Here is a 17325-nt window from a genome sequence, read left to right as displayed (position 1 = left end):
TTTTAGGTTATGGTCTGATGTTTAGACCTAGGGAATAGGTACTTAACGTTGGGTATCCATACCATGAACTGTTAGCACTCTTATAGGAATATGGATTCACAAAGTTCACCGGGTTAATGGCACTAACCCTTACACTCAATGCCGACAGGTTCAATTTTTCAACAGTTTGCTTTGGCAGGGAATACCCTACATTTAAGTTTGGCATGGAAAACCTAAAACTACTTACCCTCCAAAATTCTGACGGTCTGTTATTGATTTCAGCAAAATAGGGGTTGGGCATGGTGCCATTCGGATTGGTATCCGGGTTATAGATATTGTTCCATATTTTTGGCACACTTTGGAAACTTTGGTCAATTCTTGGTTCGATATCAATGTTCCGGGCGTCGATATCATGATATCCTCCCCAAGACATGCCAAGTGTTGCCTGCAAACTAAACTGCTTGTACTTCAACCGGATAGTAGAACCAATACCATATGTAGAGTTAGGTCGCTGAATCTCTACACGGTCATTATCATTGATCACACCATCTGGTTCGGCAAACTCACCATCACCCAAATGATTTCCGCGAACATCACGGTAATACAGCATGCCAGGCTTAAGCTGATCTGCCGGTGTACCAAACACTTGTTGGATATTATACTGATCTACGTAGGCGTCGATTTCAGCTTGGTTTTTAAACATTCCAAGGTAATCATAGCCCCATGTCCCGATCATGGAAGACTCTCCAGGGCCATTATTCCAAGGCAAAGCTGAGCTTTCATCAAAATTGCCCACTAGTACCTTATTGGTACTCCAGCCGCTGTTCAAGTCAATACCATAGCTAAAGTCCGGGCCAATATCATCCTGCCATCCAATAGAAAGCTCTCCACCCCAGAAGTTAACTTCACCATAATTCTCTGCTGCCACAGTACCACCAATGGAGAATGGTATGGAGCCTGTTCGTTCAATCAGCATGTTTCGTCCTTTGTTATAAAACGCATCAGCCGTAACAGATAACCTGTTGTTCAAAAACCTCATATCAATACCGAGGTTATTCTTATAATCATCACTCCAGATGGCGTCTCTGTTTGGCGATAGTTCCATCTTAAATCCATCAGATGTACCCGCGTCGCCACCAAATACAGCACCCTGTGCTATTTGATATGTATAACGCTGCCTCCAAGCCCACATTTTGGTATCGTCTTTTCCTAACTTACCATGGGATACACGGATTTTGAAGAAATCAATCACATTGGAATCGAAGAAGTCCTCTTCGGAGATAATCCAACCACCTGAAAGGGAGTAAAAGTGTCCCCAGTAATTTTCAGGAGCGAACTTGGTAGATGCATCAGAGCGATACAAAAACTCAAAAAGGTATTTATCGTCATACCGGTAGTTCACACGCCCCACATAAGAAAGTGCACCTGACTCATACTTCCAAGTATATCCTTCTTGTGGGCCAAATGCCGAGTTAAATTCACCATTTGAATTGGGTGCCACTTCTTCTCTTCTTACTTGCTGTTGCGAGCCTTCGGATTCACTACGCTCAATAGTAGCCAGAGCACCAATGGTGTGCTTTCCAAATGTCTTATTATAAGTACCTACAAAATTCATCTGATGGGAGAAACTATCGGAATTTCTATAGAAGATACGGTCTCCATTCTCTACTTCCACTGGATCACCGATCACCTGTGCATCCGGCAAATAAATATGACCGTTTTCCCCGCTTTGCTCAAAATTATAAAGCTTATAGACGGTCCCTAATTGATGAAGTTTTCCGTTTCCCATATTTCTACCGTAAGTAGCTCTAAATGCCAATCCATCAACAAAAGGAACCTCATACGCTACGTTCATATTAAACGTTAACGTCTGATTCTCATTAGTTGCGAAGTTATTAAGGTCTTGGATGGCAAAGTAATGATAGCCATCTCCACCAACTCCGCCTTGAGGAATATTCACAGGCATTCCGTTAATATAAGGAGGGACATATTTCGGTGCACGAAGGAGGTTGTTATAATCATCTTCTTCATTTTCGCCGCTTACTTTATTAAAAGTGGATGAGCGGTTCGAGAAATTACCAGACACCTGTAAGTTTGCGTTCAAGCCGGTCGCAATATCGACACTTGTCCCTGCACGGAAGGTCCATTTGTCATAGTCTACATTTGCCAGGTTCCCTGTTTGTTGATAATAAGAAACACCCGCAAAATAGGTTGCTCCTTCTGCACCACCGCTGGCATTAACAGAGTGTCTCTGTGTGGTGGCTGAAGACCACGCTCGATCGAGCCAGTCATAACTATTGTTTTCAAAATGGGCAATTTCATCATCTGAAAAGAAATAATTGGCACTATTACTGGCATTTCTATCGATATTTGGGTTACCATAGGGGCCATTAAGTTCATTCATAAACCGACCATATTCTGCTGCGCTTAGCATTTTTGTACGGTACTGTTCATCGGTGATACCAAAGGAACCATTATAACTAAACTTGGGAGGGCCTGCTTTACCACGTTTTGTTTTTATCACTACGGCTCCATTGGCACCTCTGGATCCATATACGGCCGCCGCTGCATCTTTCAAAATACTAATGCTTTCTACTTCAGATGGATCCAGTTGGTTAAATAGGGTAGCATCATTTCGCCCCTGTTCATCGATCTGCAGCACTCCATCGATAATGTACAAAGGCTGGTTATTCCCACCATCTTTTGACATTGAAATAGGATTTCTAATCGTAAGGACAGGCTTTCTTCCTGGACGAGCTGAACCACCTGAGATATTAACACCCGGTAGTTTTCCTCGCATAGCAGTAGCAAGGTCACCAACAGGAAGATCTTCAAGCTCCTCCATATCTACCGTTTCTACCGCTCCTGTCAAGTGTTCTTTCTTCTGCTCTCCATAACCTACGACCACTACTTCTTGCAGCGAGCTCTCATCCATTTTCAGGACTACATCAATCACGGACTGGTTACCCACTACTTGCTGCTGCTTCTCAAAGCCAATAAAGCTAAACTGTAACGTCTCGCCCTCTTCTACATCAAGTGAATACTTTCCATCTGCATCTGTAACAGTTCCCTTAGAACTTCCTACTACCGTCACAGTCGCTCCTGGAAGCGGCTCTCCTTCTTCGTCGGTCACGGTACCGGTGATGGTCACTCTTACTGCTGCGGGTGTCACTTCGCGTTTGTTGACCTCTGCTGCCTTGACGCTGATACGGTCATTTACCTGCTGGAAGGAAAGCTGGTGTGAATCTGCTAATTGAAGCAGTACATCCTCCAAACTTTCGTTGGCCACATGCAAGGTTACCGGTGCCAATTTGCTGACCATTCCCTTATTGTACACAAAGGAAAAATCTGTCTTGGTCTTCAGGGTGGCCAGCACATCCTCCATGGAGGTATTGTTTACATTGAGGCTCACCATAATTTCATTTAGGTCTTTTGGGTCTTGGTCTGCATGCCTTTCAGCATGCAAGGTGCTGATCAAAAACACCTGCATTACAAACCCCACCAGGCATAACCTGCCCAGGCTGTAAAGGCTGTGTAACATTTTCTTCATAATCATTGGTATTTAGGTTAATTGTTAATGCTGCCGCCCGGGATCCTAAATGCCCGAGTTTTCAGCGTTCCATTGGGATAAATTGTTGTTTTGGGTTATGTTATCATACTGACTAATGCTTATTAAAATGTATTGAAACCTGTTTGTGATCAATGTTAAAATCAAAATCAAACGAGTAAGAAATGCTCTGAAGAACATTTTCCAGATTATCCCGGTGAAACTCCCCCGAGACCCGTAGCGCGGAAGGCTTTTGCCCTTCCGTTTTTATCGTTACACCATACCATCTTTCCAGTGCCTTTATGACCTTGGACAATGGCTGGTCATCAAAATACAATGTCCCTTCTGTCCAGAGCAGTGCCGTGCGCAGATCAAACGTGCCTTTGGAAAAGGCCTCCGCTGATGCCAGGGCCTGCTCCCCTGGATCCAGGTAAATTCGGTCAACTTCTGTAGTGTTCTTTGGCTGCAGCTCTACCTTTACTTTCCCTTTTATTAATTTCACTGCTGTGGGTTCCCCGTCGAAGGCGGTAATATTAAATGCCGTGCCCACCGCTTCGGTCATCAGCTCACCACTGTAGACCTTAAAAGGCAGCAACGAATCTTTAGCCACCTCAAAATAGGATTCCCCATGGAGGGTGATATTCCGGTGGATAGTTCCAAAGTCCGCTCTATACCGAAGCATACTCCCCGAATTCAAAACCACACTACTTCCGTCGGGGAGAGATACCTTCTTCTTCTCTCCAGGAAGAGCCTCTCGTGTAATCCAACCAAGCTCCTCCTTGTTTGCTGGTAAAGGCTCGCGGAATACCCCAAGATTGCTGAGAATAACAGCACTCACCACCATTACCAATAAAATCATCGACACTTTCAACCAAATAAATTGATTGCTCTTGGTGGAATAGTGCTCTCTGACTTTACCTTTTTCAGGCTGCCGGTCGGGTAAATCAATAGCCGTATTGATCGTGTTCAGAAGCCTCGTTTGATCGGCTTCATTCCAGACTTCTTCCTCTACATTCTCCTCTTCCAAAGCAAGCAAGATTTCCTTTGCTTCATACAAGATCGCCGATCGGCCGGGATGGTCTTTCAGCCAATTCTCCCAGAACAAACTCCTCATATTTCCTTTGCTGAGTACCCAGGTGCGGAAAGTCTCGTCCTCGAGAAAATCTTCTATATGTCGAAATGATTTGTTCAAAATCTATTGCCCTTTAATCATAAGGGGAGTATATCGTTAAATTCTCATCATTATTTTGTAAGAAAAATTTGATATTTGCATAAAACTTAAAATTTTCAGTCAATTGTTAAGAATCATGTTGCTCAAACAGCATATCTATTAAAAAAAACTATTTTGTCTGATACTGTACGCTTTCCCGCAGGGAAGCCTTGAGCACTTTGATGGATTTAAAGATCAGGTTATACAGCGCTTCTACACTAATCCCCATCATTCCTGATATTTCCTTATACGTCAAATTGGCAAAATAGCGGAGATAAACCGCCTCTCGCTGTCGCTCTGACAAGTTTCTGATGGCCTTGTACAACTTCTGGTTGGATTCATTTTTCCCCTGCTGCACAATAAGCCCTTCCATGTAAGAAGCCTCCAATAGGTGTTCGGGTGTAAAATAGTCCATGGGCTCCTGCATCCTCAGCCGAGACAGCTTCCTGATGATTTCCCTTCTGAATGCCGTAAATAGATAGAACTTGATGGACTGGTCGATATTCGTGGTTTTGCGCTTGTTCCAAAGGTCCAAAAAGACATCCTGGATGGCATCTTCCACCACTTGGCGGGCACTGGTGAATTTCTGACCATACCTGAAGAGGGCTTTGGCGTACAATTTAAATGAATAGCCAAAAGCCTTCCTGTCATCCGCCGAAATCAGCTTCCATATTTGCGTATCATTTAGTCCTTCATAATTCATTGCTTCTGGGTTTTGTTACAGCATGGTCTCTTCTGACCCCATCCTACACTTCAGATCAAGCGGCAAGACTTCTAATTGAAAGAACTACAGTTCATTGGGTTTTTGTAGCTTATACAAAGTTATTTTCCTCCAATAAAAAACCTCCCTGTACTTACCTGCTGCTATAAGCATGCATCCACTTAAATGCAATTTTTTCCAGAAATCATAAAATTTGAAGGTTACTTCAGCTTAATAATGTTTTAAAAAATTGACTGTTAGGAATTTATAATCCCTACAATTGTCTAAATATTCCTCATGAAAGTTGGATAGAGGGGGAAAGTTAGGGGATAAGGGCGTGCCTGTCTAAACATCAGTTAGAACCGAGGTCGGTTTTGATTGCACACAGATTCAACTCAGGGGGAAAGGTACCGTTGGTTGATCAGATTTTCCACTATTCTATTCTTTCAATCTGATATAGGTGGGTTTTATATCAAAGAAACTCCCAGATACCTAGACTACAATCTTACAGCCCTGCCTTCCACCGAGGGTATTCCTTCTCAAGCAAGCGTCCTGCATAATTTCCCAAATAGCTATAACCTACGCGCCGCTCATATTCGATGTCCTTGAGCTCAGCTCTTTTTATGCCATCACGGCCAACAAAAATCGGCTGCTGTGTTTTCAGGTCATAAAACCGTGCCCAAAGCGGTGATGCTTCCGGCTGATCCACCACGACGAGGTCATATCCTTTTGCCAAGCTGGCATCTTTTACCTTTTTGATTTCCTTACCTTCGACCTTATGCCCCTCAAACCAGGCTACGGCATTTTCTACCGCATTGATGACGGCGGAACCTGGATTTGGCAACTGCATGAGGTATCGTACGATATTTACACTCTCGGCCCCACTGAGGCTGGCCAGCTCAAAAGCTCTTGCATTCACTGGCTCCAGCGTGTTTTTATCATGCTGGGCACACCAGATGGTGAGTTTTCCGTTGATTTTCACTTGGGTTTTCAGGATCGTTTCAAGCCCTCTGTCAATCGCTTCTCTAGAAGCAGCCCTCCTTTTGGCATCCACAAGGTCATAAGACGAATTTTCCTCCGCCACCTCGCGGAGCAGCCGCATCACCCCGATCATGGCATTGTCATTATAGGTAATGTGCTGATAGTATCCTTTGCGGATAGGGTAATACTGCGGCCATCCACCATTTTCATACTGGGCTTCGAGCAGGTAGTCGATGCCTTTTAGAAAAGCTGCTTTGTACTTTTCTTCCTGCGTAGTGTGATAGACCTTTCCCAAATATTCCAGCTGGGAAATGGTGGCACCATTGTCAATGGTGGTTCCCTTGGGGTCGTTTTTTTCTTTTAGAAGCTGTTTCTGCCCATTTTTGCTGAGTGGCTCAGCCATGTCGATATTTTTATACCAGCCGCCATTTTCATGTTGGTAAACCAATACATTGTCTGCAATTCTCTTGGCCTCATCACTGCTGTACCACGCCTGATCTTGCCTTTGGGCGGCACTCCAGGAGAGGGTTTTTTCGCTTTGGGCCATGGCCAAGGTGGAAATGGCCAAAAATTGGACAGCAGCGACTACGATGCGTTTCGATAAACTACTCATTTTTCACATAAGTTGATGTTTCCCAATTTTCCGGTTGCTGTGGTTGGGTGTTTATATAACGAATGCTATCGGTCAAGTCTCCTTTCATCTGGGTAAAAACCTTTCCTCCAGGCACATGAAATACAGCATCCTCAAACACTACATTCCTGGTGTCCAAAAACTTCATCAACGAATCCTGACTGGTCACTTCCACATGCTTAAAGGTCAAATTCTTGGCATCATCAGCATTGAAAAATTTCTTGCTGTCTTTGACCACCACATTTTCCATATGTAGATTTTCCAATGGCGATTCAGGAATCCCATTAATATTGACAAACGTAGATGCTGTTTCCACTAAGATGTCCTTGATGGTGATATCCTTAAACTTTGGTGTAAGCTCATTGACTTCCCGGAGTGGCTTTCTTTTGGCCAGATCCCCTACATACAGCTCCTGTCCAAGCATATCCCAGCGGAATGCCGTCTGGCGAAGGTTCATCCTCAGCCTTTCGTAGTAGAGATTTTGCCCTCCACCACCTCTGGGACGACGGGTTTTGAAGCGGATGCCTACACCTGTGTTGTCAAATACACAGTCGTGTATATAGAGGTTGTTGATTTTTCCTGCTGTCTCACTGCCAATGGTAATGCCACCATGCCCTTCTTTTGCCAAGCAATAGCGGACTACTACATTCTCGGTTGGTTTATTTACCCGTATACCGTCCTTGCCTCGTCCAGCTTTCATCGTAAAACAATCATCGCCATTGTTTAGTGTGGAGTATTCGATCAGGACATTTCTGGAAGACTCAATGTCTATGCCATCACCACGGGGAATTCCCACCGAGTTGACCGTCACCCCACGGATGATCACGCCATCACAGTACACGGGTACGATGTTCCAAAATGCCGTGCGTTCCAGGGTCACGCCTTCGATATAAACGTTCTTACAATCAGTAGGGGAAATGAACATGGGCAAGAAAATGGACTCTCCATTGTAGCCTTCGTACACCCGCTCTTCCACAGGTTTTTCGATGGGCACAAATTTCTCGGTAACATCCTCGGTCATCATTTGTTCCTTCACGGGGCCTTCTTCCGGTCCGTACAAAGTGCCTTTTCCGGTAATGGCAATGTTCTCTTGCTGATATGCATAGATGCAAGCACCCAGTGACATCACTTCCACTCCTTCATGCCGGGTAAAGACTGCAGGTCTATAATCTTCCAACTGGCCACTAAAGTAAAGCTCAGCGCCTTCTTGAAGATGGAAATTGACATTACTCTTTAGGCTGATCCGACCAGTCTTCCACTTTCCGGCTGGCACCACCACCATGCCACCGCCCTGGGCACTGGCCTCATCAATGGCTCCCTGGATAATACTTGTTGCCAATTTTCCTTCTTCGGCACCGTGCTCTTGGATATTGATCGTCAAATCCGGGAAAACAGGTTTTTTGAATTCTGGCATGGCAAATGGAGCCTCCACGGGTGCTATTTCTTCTGGTAAGTTGGACGCCCCTACCTGGTCCCTGGTCATGAGGCTGTCCAGGGGAAAATAGGTAGGTGATTCCTTCGTGGCCTCTCCTGAGCAGGCGGCCAGCAGAATGGGCAATAATAGCAAAAAAGCAGTTTCTTTTAGGATCGGTTTCATGGTCAATTTTGAGTTTCGGGTGTCCTATGATCCTTCAAATTAGGCATTTTGCCTTGGCCTGCCATCCTGCCGTATCCTGAAGCAGTAGTGGCCGATGGAATCCCTATTTGTCATCTTCAATGCCGGTATTAGTTCTCTTGCGAAGTCGCAAGATCGGCCATGTTATGGAATAATATTGAGTCCACAGACGACTGTCAACAGCCACCCACTTATTTCCAACCTTAAAAACCTAAAACATTGCAACCTTAAGCCACATCCTACCGCACACCCCTCGATCCCCTGAGAGGGGAAGGACCAGCCCTCCGTAATCGGTTACTCTTTAAGGATGTCAGAGGGTAAATGCATCCAGTAGACCGTGGACTGCACTCCATTCTGCCACCCACTTATTTCCAACCTTGAAAACTTAAAACATTGCAACCTTAAGCCACATCCTACCGCACACCCCTCGATCCCCTGAGAGGGGAAGGACCAGCCCTCCGTAATCGGTTACTCTTTAAGGATGTCAGAGGGTAAATGCATCCAGTAGACCGAGGACTGCACTCCATTCTGCCACCCACTTATTTCCAACCTTAAAAACTTAAAACATTGCAACCTTAAACCACATCCTACCGCACACCCCTCGATCCCCTGAGAGGGGAAGGACCAGCCCTCCGTAATCGGTTACTCTTTAAGGATGTCAGAGGGTAAATGCATCCAGTAGACCGTGGACTGCACTCCATTCTGCCACCCACTTATTTCCAACCTTGAAAACTTAAAACATTGCAACCTTAAGCCACATCCCCTTTAAGGCTTATAAGCAGAATTCATGAAAATTTTCTGTGTGTTTTTTTCATCCATCAAATGGACCAGATCAATGTTCTTTTTCTCAGCATAGGCATCCACGATGTTCCAGCCAACCCATCTCCCTACTCTTCCAGGAGCATCGGGGCTGATCGCATCGGTAAAAGGTGCTTCACCGGTATACTTCCGCACCTCAAAGGGGTTGGTTTCATAAATTGCTTCTTGCTCGATCAGCTGCGTCCAGATAAAGTCCTCATTGGCATAACATGCCGCAAGCTCTTCTGGTGTATAGCCGATGATCTGCTCTTCTGGTGTACAGGGAAGCATGGCCTGGGTGAAATGGTAGGCCTTTCCATAGAAAATCATTTCGGCAAGGAGTGAATTATCTTCTAAATCCGACTTGTTGTACCGCGAGGAAATGGCAGTAACGATCATCGGCACCAAATGATCCTTGTTATAACGGTCCGTCATGTACTTGGGAAGATCTGGTGGCTGAAAACGGTGATCAGAAGGTAGAAAGTAATCCAGCCCAATGACGATCATGTCATTATCCATGTACAGGTCCGTAGTAAATCCACTGACGAAAGTATACACCTTTGGTACTTCAAAATCGGGATAGTAGTATTTTATATGTTTAAATGCATGGAGCAAATCTGTTTGCAGCTTGTCGATAGAAGGAAAGTTGGCATTGACCTCCTGATAGAGCTCTTGCATCAAGGTATCCTTGGGAATGCCATACAACGTGGAAACCAAATGTTCCTTGCTGGGATACAGTTCATCTCTCAGGTACATTTCAGAAAAATAAGGATGTTCCTCCAAAAAATAAGCAATATCCTCTTCGCTTTTGGCTTCGAATAGCGGCTGCTCCAAGCGCTTTATCGTAAGATCCAATGGAATATCGCCCACTTTTTCGGAAATCGTACAGTCTTCTTGCTCCTGCTTACAGGCAAAGAATAATGCTAAAATTAGAAGGAATATTCCCGAATTTCTGTTCATCTGATGTACTTTTGCAAAAGTAAAGTAAACTATTCGCTGCATAAAAGGCCTTGCCCCGTAGCATCTTAGTGTAAACTTAAGCATGGCTTTTGCGGTTCTCCAAAAGAAAAGGTAAATAAATTTTCATGGCAAAAGGAGCTTTTTCCCCATTACTATCAAGCATTCGCTTTTTACTGGCAGCATGCACCGTTCTCTCAGTGGGAGCCTGTGGTGATGATGAGCCTTCTCCAGACTTCAACGCGCTCAGCATAGGTGTCTTCGTTTCGCAAGACCCCAATTTCAGTGTGATTGCAGATGCCGTCGAGCTGACTACCTGGAAAGATAGTCTTGACCAAAATGGCCCTTATACCATGCTCCTGCCAAGTGACAAGGCCCTTTCAGAAGAAAATATCGAATCGGTAAATGATCTTTCTGCCGATGAATGGCAGCGGTTACTGGATTACCACATTGTGCCTGGGGCGCTCAGCAGTGACCAGCTTATAGGAACGGTGCAGGAAAGTCTATTGCCAGGTTATTACTGGCTGGTCAATAAAAATGAAAATGAGATCGATATTAATGGCGAAACCAAGATGCTTTCCGGTGATATTGACCTGAAAAATGGTGTGGTCCACATCCTCGAAGGGCTCTTGGAACCCCAAGCATTGAATGTCACCTTCATGGCTCAAAATCGAGGATTCAATATTTTCGTAAAAGGCCTTTTACAGTCAGGGCTGGATCAATTTTTGGAGGATAGAGAACAGCATTTCACTTTATTCGCTCCCACTGATGAGGCGTTTGAAATGTACTTTCAGGCCAATGAGATTTCTGAAGAGGATTGGCTTGGCTTTTCCAGGCTGGAGGATTTTATGAGGTATTTTGTTTTGGATGAATCCTTGGACAGTGCACAGCTGGCAGCAGGGCCGCGTATCAGCCTCACAGGCGACACGCTTTATATCAGTAATCAGGAAGGAGAAATTTGGCTTAATGGAAACGGCTCCCTCCAAGAAAAGGACATCCAAGGAGGTAATGGACTTATCCATGGTTTGGACCATGTCATCACAGCACCGGATCAATCACTTGCTACAGTCGTTTCGGAAAGCACCCAGGGAAATGGTTATGCCGAGTTCAAGGCGGCCCTGATCTATGCCCAATTATTAAGTGCTCTGGAAGAGAATGTGCCCTTGACGATATTTGCCCCAGATAACGAGGCCTTCAAAGATTGGTACGAAAAACTTGGAGTGGCCGGATATTATGAGGTGGATGAAACACTGCTCCGGGAAACGCTACTATACCATATTGCTGTTGGTAGGTATTTCACTCAAGATTTTCAAGATGGGCAACTACTTTCTACTTGGCTAAATGCTGCTCCATTAGAAATAGACAGTGAAGCAGGATCCGTTAATGGAGCTAGTCTTGATACCAACTATATCAATAAAATAGGTACAAATGGCGTCATTCATGGTGTTCAAGCTGTTTTCGAACAGCCTTCCTAGTGCTAATTGGTATCTTGGGCTTGCCGTCTGCTGAGGTGAAGTCCGCTGAGGCGCTTGTTCAGAATCTCTGTAAATATTTCTGCTCCCTGAGGATTGAGGTGGGTGTTGTCCAGAAAGTAATGGGGGTTATCCTCAAGGACATGCTCATAGTTCCAGAAGACGACTTGATCATCATCCACATAGGTAGTTAAAAATCGATCCCTTCGCTCTATGACTTCGGGAGTGGCCGCATTATTGTTCAGACAAAATTTTGGAGGAGCAATGAACACCACTTGGATTCCCCTAACCTTACATTTTTCCACCATATCCACTAACAGCTTTTCATTCTTAAAGTAGCATTCGTCGTGAATGGAGTTTTGGAATGACAGTCGCTTAAAAAGTTCACCCGAGGCTCTCAGCCTAGCAGTATCATATTCATATTCGCCAAACAGATTATTATAATCGGAAACTTCATAGATAAAACCACTTTCATTAAACCGTTCTACATTTTTTTTGTCCTTCATGTAGGCACAAAAAAGCTTAACGTAAAAACGGAAATTAGCCGTAAGCAGAAAATTGTTTTTCACATCAGGCTCGTAATTTTGGATATCATAGTAGATATTAAACAGGTGGTTGCTTTCCCATCGGTCGTCGTTATCATTTTCCATATACCCTAATGAGAGATCAAAAAGGACATATTTCAGTCTTGGCAATTGAGGTGAAAACTTATCAAAAAGCATCAAATTGGTATTAATGGCACTGGCCTCGTGGGCCAATGAGACAGTCGGGATTTCCATGCTCACAGGATTTATGGCCCGCCAAGAATAGGAAGGGCCTAAAATAAGTGCCTCGATCTCCTCCATGTGGTTTTCCAGGTAATCGCTTTTGGCTTGGTAAATGTTGTCCCTAAGGTACATTTCCATGGGAATAAATACCAAGGCCAATGGGAAAACATATGCAGCGATATTGATCAGAAATTTCCTCATTGCGAACTAAAATTGAAAGTATAGAAAATCCTGTGGCTTACCTCCATAATAAAATATGGCGAACAATAAACCATAATAAACACCCCATCGCACAAATTTCGGTAAATACCTTCCGGAAATTTCCAGCCCATGTTCTTTTTCCCGCTGAAGCCACTCAATTACTATCAATAAGGCAATGCCTGCCAAGGCCTTGTTTTCAGGCAGCAATGGTATGCTGACAATGGAAACATCTACCATCGACACGAGATAATCAAGGCATTTGGAAACAGGCTGGATAAAAAAGAAAAGTCCCAAGAGCGTAAACAGCAAGGTAGTACGACACATCATCCATAGCTCGTTTAAGCTGGGCAATAGCTTTCCTGCAGCCACGGGGGTCCGAAACTTCTCCCGTTTCCACGCGATATATTGCATAAAAACCAGGGCATGAAGCAGCCCCCAGGTCACATAAGTCCACGCAGCACCATGCCAAAGCCCTGTTATCAAAAAAATCACCAAAACATTTCTTGCCACCTGCCATTTTCTAAACCTCTTCAGGCGTAGAATGATATAATCCCTAAACCAGGTAAACAGTGAAATGTGCCATTTTTGCCAAAATTCAGCTACGTTCCTTGCAAAAATAGGATAGTCGAAATTCTTCATCAGCCGAAATCCAAAAAGCCTTCCTGTACCAATTGCAATGTCGGAATATCCGGAAAAATCACAGTAAAATTGAAATGAAAACATGAGCAGGCATAACGCCAGAGTACTCGCGCTATGATCCTGATAATTCATGGAAATCGTATAGGTGTACACTGCCAGATTATCCGCCACCACGATCTTTTTAAAAAGCCCCCACAATATTTGGCGCATACCGTCTCCAGCACTTGTGTAATCAAACTCCCGCTTACGCTGAAACTGGGGCAGGAGGTGTGTGGCCCGCTCGATAGGACCCGCTACCAGTTGGGGGAAAAAGCTCACATAGGCAAAAAAAGCAAAGAAATCCTTTGTTCCCTTTAGTTTGCGATCGTATACATCAATGGTATAACTGAGGGTCTGCAAGGTGTAAAAGCTGATACCGACAGGCAATATAATATTGAGCCGCTCGGGCGACATGTTATAGCCAAAGAGCGTAAAAGCCCCTACAAAACTGTCAAGGAAAAAATTGTAATACTTGAAAAAGCCCAACATTCCTAAGTTTACTAGCAAGCTGATGCCCAGGAGCATGGTTCGTTTTTGTTTTTCGGGAGTGTTATTCAGTGCAAGGCCGACCAAAAAATCCACAAAACTACTGATAGCGATAAGTATCAAAAAACGCCAATCCCACCAGCCATAGAATACGTAGCTGGCCACCAAAATCAAGGCATTCTGTAACCTTAGCTTGTTTTTAAAAACAAACCAATACAGAAAAAATACAATGGGCAAGAATATGGCAAACTCTAATGACGTGGTCAGCATAAGAAAAACCTAACATAAGGCCATTAAGTACATTCATTTTTTAATTTTCACTTGCTTCGTCAGCGCCCCTTCTATAAAATACCTTTCCTGAAAGGCGATTGACGTGTTACAGTACCTGCAATTGGTTTTGTAAAAGAAAGAAACTATAATCTTAAAAGCAAATTTACGTATGTAAAAAACAAATGTGTAGATATGAACGTTTTGTTTCTTGCTGAAAAGGCGGTTTTGATGACCGAAAAACTGAACGTGAAAGGACTTTGATCGTTGCTAGCTGCAAAATTTCCCAAATGAATGAACAGGAGAAGCTCGGTTTTTAGCATCCTGATACCTTTTTGATAAATTCAACCACAAAATATTTCAGTTTAATGGCATTTTATCATGTGTCAGCTTGAATTTGCTCCTCAAAAACTTAGATTAACAGATATTTAATGCTGATTACAAAATAAATTTTCATAATTTTACCTCACAATTATAAAAATGAATAACTACTATTTTAAGAGAGCATTGGCAATTTTTTACAACGAAAAGAAAATGGTATTTAAATTGCTGTAGCGTTGCAAAATTTTAGTGAAGTAAAAAATTTTTATGGCGAGACGGTTTTACAAATACTTTCCTTGGTTATTTCTCCTTGGTGATGTTTTGGTAATAGCACTTTCCCTACTTCTGACGAATTGGGTTGTCAGTAAAATAGTTGTTATCAATAACATGAATCCGCTTTTATACGGGCTGTATTTACTTATTTGGGGAATATTGGCTGCATTTAGAAAAGATTATAAAGTAGGGCGAACGACAGATTATTTCTTTACCCTTCAGAAGCTCTTTGGAACCATTTTATGGTTTTTCTCCATCGTTTCTGTGCTTTGGATAGCTTTTCAGGCCTACCACTTAAGTAGATTGTTCCTATTGGTCGATGCGGCGTCCATGACACTGTTGCTAAGTCTGTACAGGGTGGGGACACATATCGCACTTAAGCAGTATCGATCACGTGGCGGAAATTACAGGAATGCGGTCATCATAGGAAAGGGAGGGACAAGCTATAAACTGGCAAAAGTCTTCCAGACCAGAAGGGATTTTGGGATTAACTTCCTGGGCTATTATGACGAAATGAGTTCATGTGTGGAGACACGTGGAAATTTAGATGATTTTTTTGCTGAAGTAAGGAACATGGAGCTTGACCTGATCTATATCAACGAGCGCCTTGATCTACCTACTATCAAGAAAATTGTCCGTTATGCTGACGAACATTATATTAAAGTCAAAGTGATCCCGGGCGGGAGTCTGCAGTTGGAGAAAAAACTATCATTCTCCAAGTATGGGGACTTCTTCGTCATCAATGTAAACGCCATACCGCTTGACAATGCCTTTAACAGGGTGGGCAAGCGGGTTTTCGACATTTTATTTTCTTTGGTGGTGACAGTCTTTATATTGAGCTGGATGATCCCGCTCGTAGGCTTCCTGATCAGACTGGAATCACAGGGTCCCATCTTCTTCATTCAGTTGAGAAACGGAGAAAACAACCGCATTTTTAAATGCCTTAAGTTCCGGTCCATGACACCAAACGATTATGCCGACACTCACCAGGCTACCAAAAACGACCCGAGGGTTACACGCATAGGAAGATTTCTTCGTAGCTCGTCTTTGGACGAAATGCCTCAGTTTTTAAACGTTCTGATCGGTGACATGTCCATCGTAGGCCCTCGTCCGCATACGGTCCCCATGAACGAGACATTCAAGACCCAAATCGAAAAATACAATGCCCGCCATAAGATCAAACCTGGCATCACTGGACTGGCTCAGGTAAAAGGCTATCGTGGCGAAATCATTAAACCCTACCAAATCCGATCAAGAGTGCGCCTGGATTATTTTTATATCCAAAACTGGACCATGTGGATGGACTTAAGGATTGTTTTCAGAACCATCCGTGAAATGGGACTGAACCGGGAAAACGTATATTAAGCATGGAAGCTTCTACTGCTGCTGCCTGCAAACTGTGTGGAAATAATGGGGGGAACAAGGTCCATGAAGTCCGGGAAATGATGTTTGGCACTCGTGACAAGTTTAGTTACTTGGAATGTGGAAAGTGCCATTCCATACAGAATTTTACGATACCTGATAATCTTGCCGCCATTACCCAAGTGACTATTATTCATTAGGGAAGATAAACCTTTCCAGCTGGCCTGTACGATGCATAAAAAGACTGAGGTATTCGCTGTTTCGTGTCACTAAAATGAATATTTTCAAACATTACCACTATGGTGATTGGTTGAAAAACCTGGCCCTTCCCCTGGAAAGTAAGATCCTTGATCTGGGCTGTGGAAACGGCCAATTGTTGTATGAGTTTTATGCGTGTGGATACTCTCACTTCACAGGAGCAGATCCTTTCATGGAAAAATCAATTCAGATAAACTCCCATATCCACCTGGTTAAAAAATCAGTGTTTGAGTTGGAAGGGAAATTTGATTGTATCATGATGCATCACTCTTTTGAGCATATGGACCATCCTGCCGCCACTATCAAAAAAACTGTCCAGCTGTTAAATCCAAATGGAAAGCTACTCATCAGAATTCCTGTGGCCCAAAAAGCCGCTTGGAGAAAATACGGTACAGACTGGGTACAATTGGACGCTCCAAGACATCTTTTTATCCATAGTGAAGCTTCCATTCTAAACCTCGCAGAAAGTGCTGGGCTTAAACTGGACAAGGTTATCTATGACAGTACCGCATTTCAATTTACAGGAAGCGAATTGTACCAACGTAACATCCCCTTTCATGAAGCAGATAATGCATCTCATTTTTTAAAGCAGGAAATCAATGATTTTGAAAATCAAGCCCGGTCCCTTAATGAACAAAAGGATGGCGATCAGGCTTGCTTCTATTTTTCCAAATACTGACTTTTCTGATGGTTTGTGGTTGCAGCAGCAAGCACAATTTTACTCTTTCAGTAAACCGCCCACTGGTGGGTTGAAATTTTTCAGCTTTCTTGACCAGGCTTGTTGAAGTGACGCTTTACATGTCCACCGAGTATCCTTTAGAC

12 protein-coding genes are annotated in these 17325 nt (G+C 43.6%); 4 read left to right on the top strand and 8 right to left on the bottom strand.

Going from position 1 to position 17325, the window contains the following annotated elements:
* Positions 1-7: 7 nt before the first annotated feature.
* The 6 genes from FKX85_RS03875 to gldB form a co-directional block, all read right to left on the bottom strand.
* Positions 8-3529 carry a TonB-dependent receptor gene (locus FKX85_RS03875; protein ID WP_141613483.1) on the bottom strand — a complete coding sequence of 1174 codons (3522 nt, stop codon included), beginning with the start codon at positions 3527-3529 and terminating at the stop codon, positions 8-10.
* Positions 3530-3641: 112 nt separating this feature from the next.
* Entirely contained in the window at positions 3642-4718 is a 1077-nt protein-coding gene (locus FKX85_RS03870) for a FecR family protein (RefSeq protein ID WP_141613482.1), read from the bottom strand.
* A gap of 148 nt (positions 4719-4866) precedes the next feature.
* Positions 4867-5439, bottom strand: a complete 573-nt coding sequence (locus tag FKX85_RS03865) for an RNA polymerase sigma factor (protein ID WP_141613481.1) — start codon at positions 5437-5439, stop codon at positions 4867-4869.
* A 502-nt stretch (positions 5440-5941) separates the two neighbouring features.
* A complete protein-coding gene (gene pelA, locus FKX85_RS03860; protein ID WP_141613480.1) occupies positions 5942-7030 on the bottom strand; it encodes a pectate lyase in 1089 nt (362 codons plus the stop codon).
* Positions 7023-8645: a glycoside hydrolase family 28 protein gene (locus tag FKX85_RS03855; RefSeq protein WP_141613479.1), complete on the bottom strand. Its 1623-nt coding sequence runs from the start codon at positions 8643-8645 to the stop codon at positions 7023-7025. Before FKX85_RS03855 ends, pelA begins: the two co-directional genes overlap by 8 nt.
* A 783-nt stretch (positions 8646-9428) precedes the next feature.
* A complete protein-coding gene (gene gldB / locus FKX85_RS03850) occupies positions 9429-10421 on the bottom strand; it encodes a gliding motility lipoprotein GldB (protein WP_141616690.1) in 993 nt (330 codons plus the stop codon).
* 125 nt (positions 10422-10546) lie between these two features.
* Here gldB and FKX85_RS03845 point away from each other — a divergent pair, with 125 nt between their 5' ends.
* Positions 10547-11893 carry a fasciclin domain-containing protein gene (locus FKX85_RS03845; RefSeq protein WP_141613478.1) on the top strand — a complete coding sequence of 449 codons (1347 nt, stop codon included), beginning with the start codon at positions 10547-10549 and terminating at the stop codon, positions 11891-11893.
* Positions 11894-11895: 2 nt separating this feature from the next.
* On the opposite strand, the gene FKX85_RS03840 is transcribed toward FKX85_RS03845, so the two are convergent.
* Together FKX85_RS03840 and FKX85_RS03835 are read right to left on the bottom strand one after the other, a co-directional pair.
* Complete coding sequence (locus tag FKX85_RS03840; RefSeq protein ID WP_141613477.1) at positions 11896-12858, bottom strand: hypothetical protein; 963 nt, start codon at positions 12856-12858, stop codon at positions 11896-11898.
* Between the two features lie 6 nt (positions 12859-12864).
* Positions 12865-14292 carry an MBOAT family O-acyltransferase gene (locus tag FKX85_RS03835; protein ID WP_141613476.1) on the bottom strand — a complete coding sequence of 476 codons (1428 nt, stop codon included), beginning with the start codon at positions 14290-14292 and terminating at the stop codon, positions 12865-12867.
* Between the two features lie 585 nt (positions 14293-14877).
* On the opposite strand from FKX85_RS03835, the gene FKX85_RS03830 reads away from it, so the two are divergent.
* From FKX85_RS03830 to FKX85_RS03820, 3 genes are all read left to right on the top strand, one after another.
* Complete coding sequence (locus FKX85_RS03830) at positions 14878-16248, top strand: exopolysaccharide biosynthesis polyprenyl glycosylphosphotransferase (protein ID WP_141613475.1); 1371 nt, start codon at positions 14878-14880, stop codon at positions 16246-16248.
* Positions 16249-16250: 2 nt separating this feature from the next.
* Positions 16251-16445 (top strand): hypothetical protein, encoded by a 195-nt coding sequence (locus FKX85_RS03825; RefSeq protein WP_141613474.1) that lies wholly within the window; start codon positions 16251-16253, stop codon positions 16443-16445.
* Positions 16446-16519: 74 nt separating this feature from the next.
* The gene (locus tag FKX85_RS03820; RefSeq protein ID WP_141613473.1) at positions 16520-17182 is read left to right on the top strand and encodes a class I SAM-dependent methyltransferase; all 663 of its coding nucleotides are present in this window, start codon (positions 16520-16522) and stop codon (positions 17180-17182) included.
* Positions 17183-17325: the final 143 nt, after the last annotated feature.

The organism is Echinicola soli, from assembly GCF_006575665.1.
In the GTDB taxonomy this organism is placed as follows: Bacteria; Bacteroidota; Bacteroidia; order Cytophagales; family Cyclobacteriaceae; genus Echinicola; species Echinicola soli.
The sequence above is the reverse complement of the archived record's forward strand: the minus strand, read 5'-3'. Positions and strand labels throughout refer to the sequence as shown.

What these genes read in the sequence shown, in the direction of transcription:
- FKX85_RS03875 (WP_141613483.1), bottom strand. Translation starts at nt 3,529, where the DNA reads ATGAAGAAAATGTTACACAGCCTTTACAGCCTGGGCAGGTTATGCCTG.
- FKX85_RS03865 (WP_141613481.1), bottom strand. Translation starts at nt 5,439, where the DNA reads ATGAATTATGAAGGACTAAATGATACGCAAATATGGAAGCTGATTTCG.
- pelA (WP_141613480.1), bottom strand. Translation starts at nt 7,030, where the DNA reads ATGAGTAGTTTATCGAAACGCATCGTAGTCGCTGCTGTCCAATTTTTG.
- FKX85_RS03855 (WP_141613479.1), bottom strand. Translation starts at nt 8,645, where the DNA reads ATGAAACCGATCCTAAAAGAAACTGCTTTTTTGCTATTATTGCCCATT.
- gldB (WP_141616690.1), bottom strand. Translation starts at nt 10,421, where the DNA reads ATGAACAGAAATTCGGGAATATTCCTTCTAATTTTAGCATTATTCTTT.
- FKX85_RS03845 (WP_141613478.1), top strand. Translation starts at nt 10,547, where the DNA reads ATGGCAAAAGGAGCTTTTTCCCCATTACTATCAAGCATTCGCTTTTTA.
- FKX85_RS03840 (WP_141613477.1), bottom strand. Translation starts at nt 12,858, where the DNA reads ATGAGGAAATTTCTGATCAATATCGCTGCATATGTTTTCCCATTGGCC.
- FKX85_RS03835 (WP_141613476.1), bottom strand. Translation starts at nt 14,292, where the DNA reads ATGCTGACCACGTCATTAGAGTTTGCCATATTCTTGCCCATTGTATTT.
- FKX85_RS03830 (WP_141613475.1), top strand. Translation starts at nt 14,878, where the DNA reads ATGGCGAGACGGTTTTACAAATACTTTCCTTGGTTATTTCTCCTTGGT.
- FKX85_RS03825 (WP_141613474.1), top strand. Translation starts at nt 16,251, where the DNA reads ATGGAAGCTTCTACTGCTGCTGCCTGCAAACTGTGTGGAAATAATGGG.
- FKX85_RS03820 (WP_141613473.1), top strand. Translation starts at nt 16,520, where the DNA reads ATGAATATTTTCAAACATTACCACTATGGTGATTGGTTGAAAAACCTG.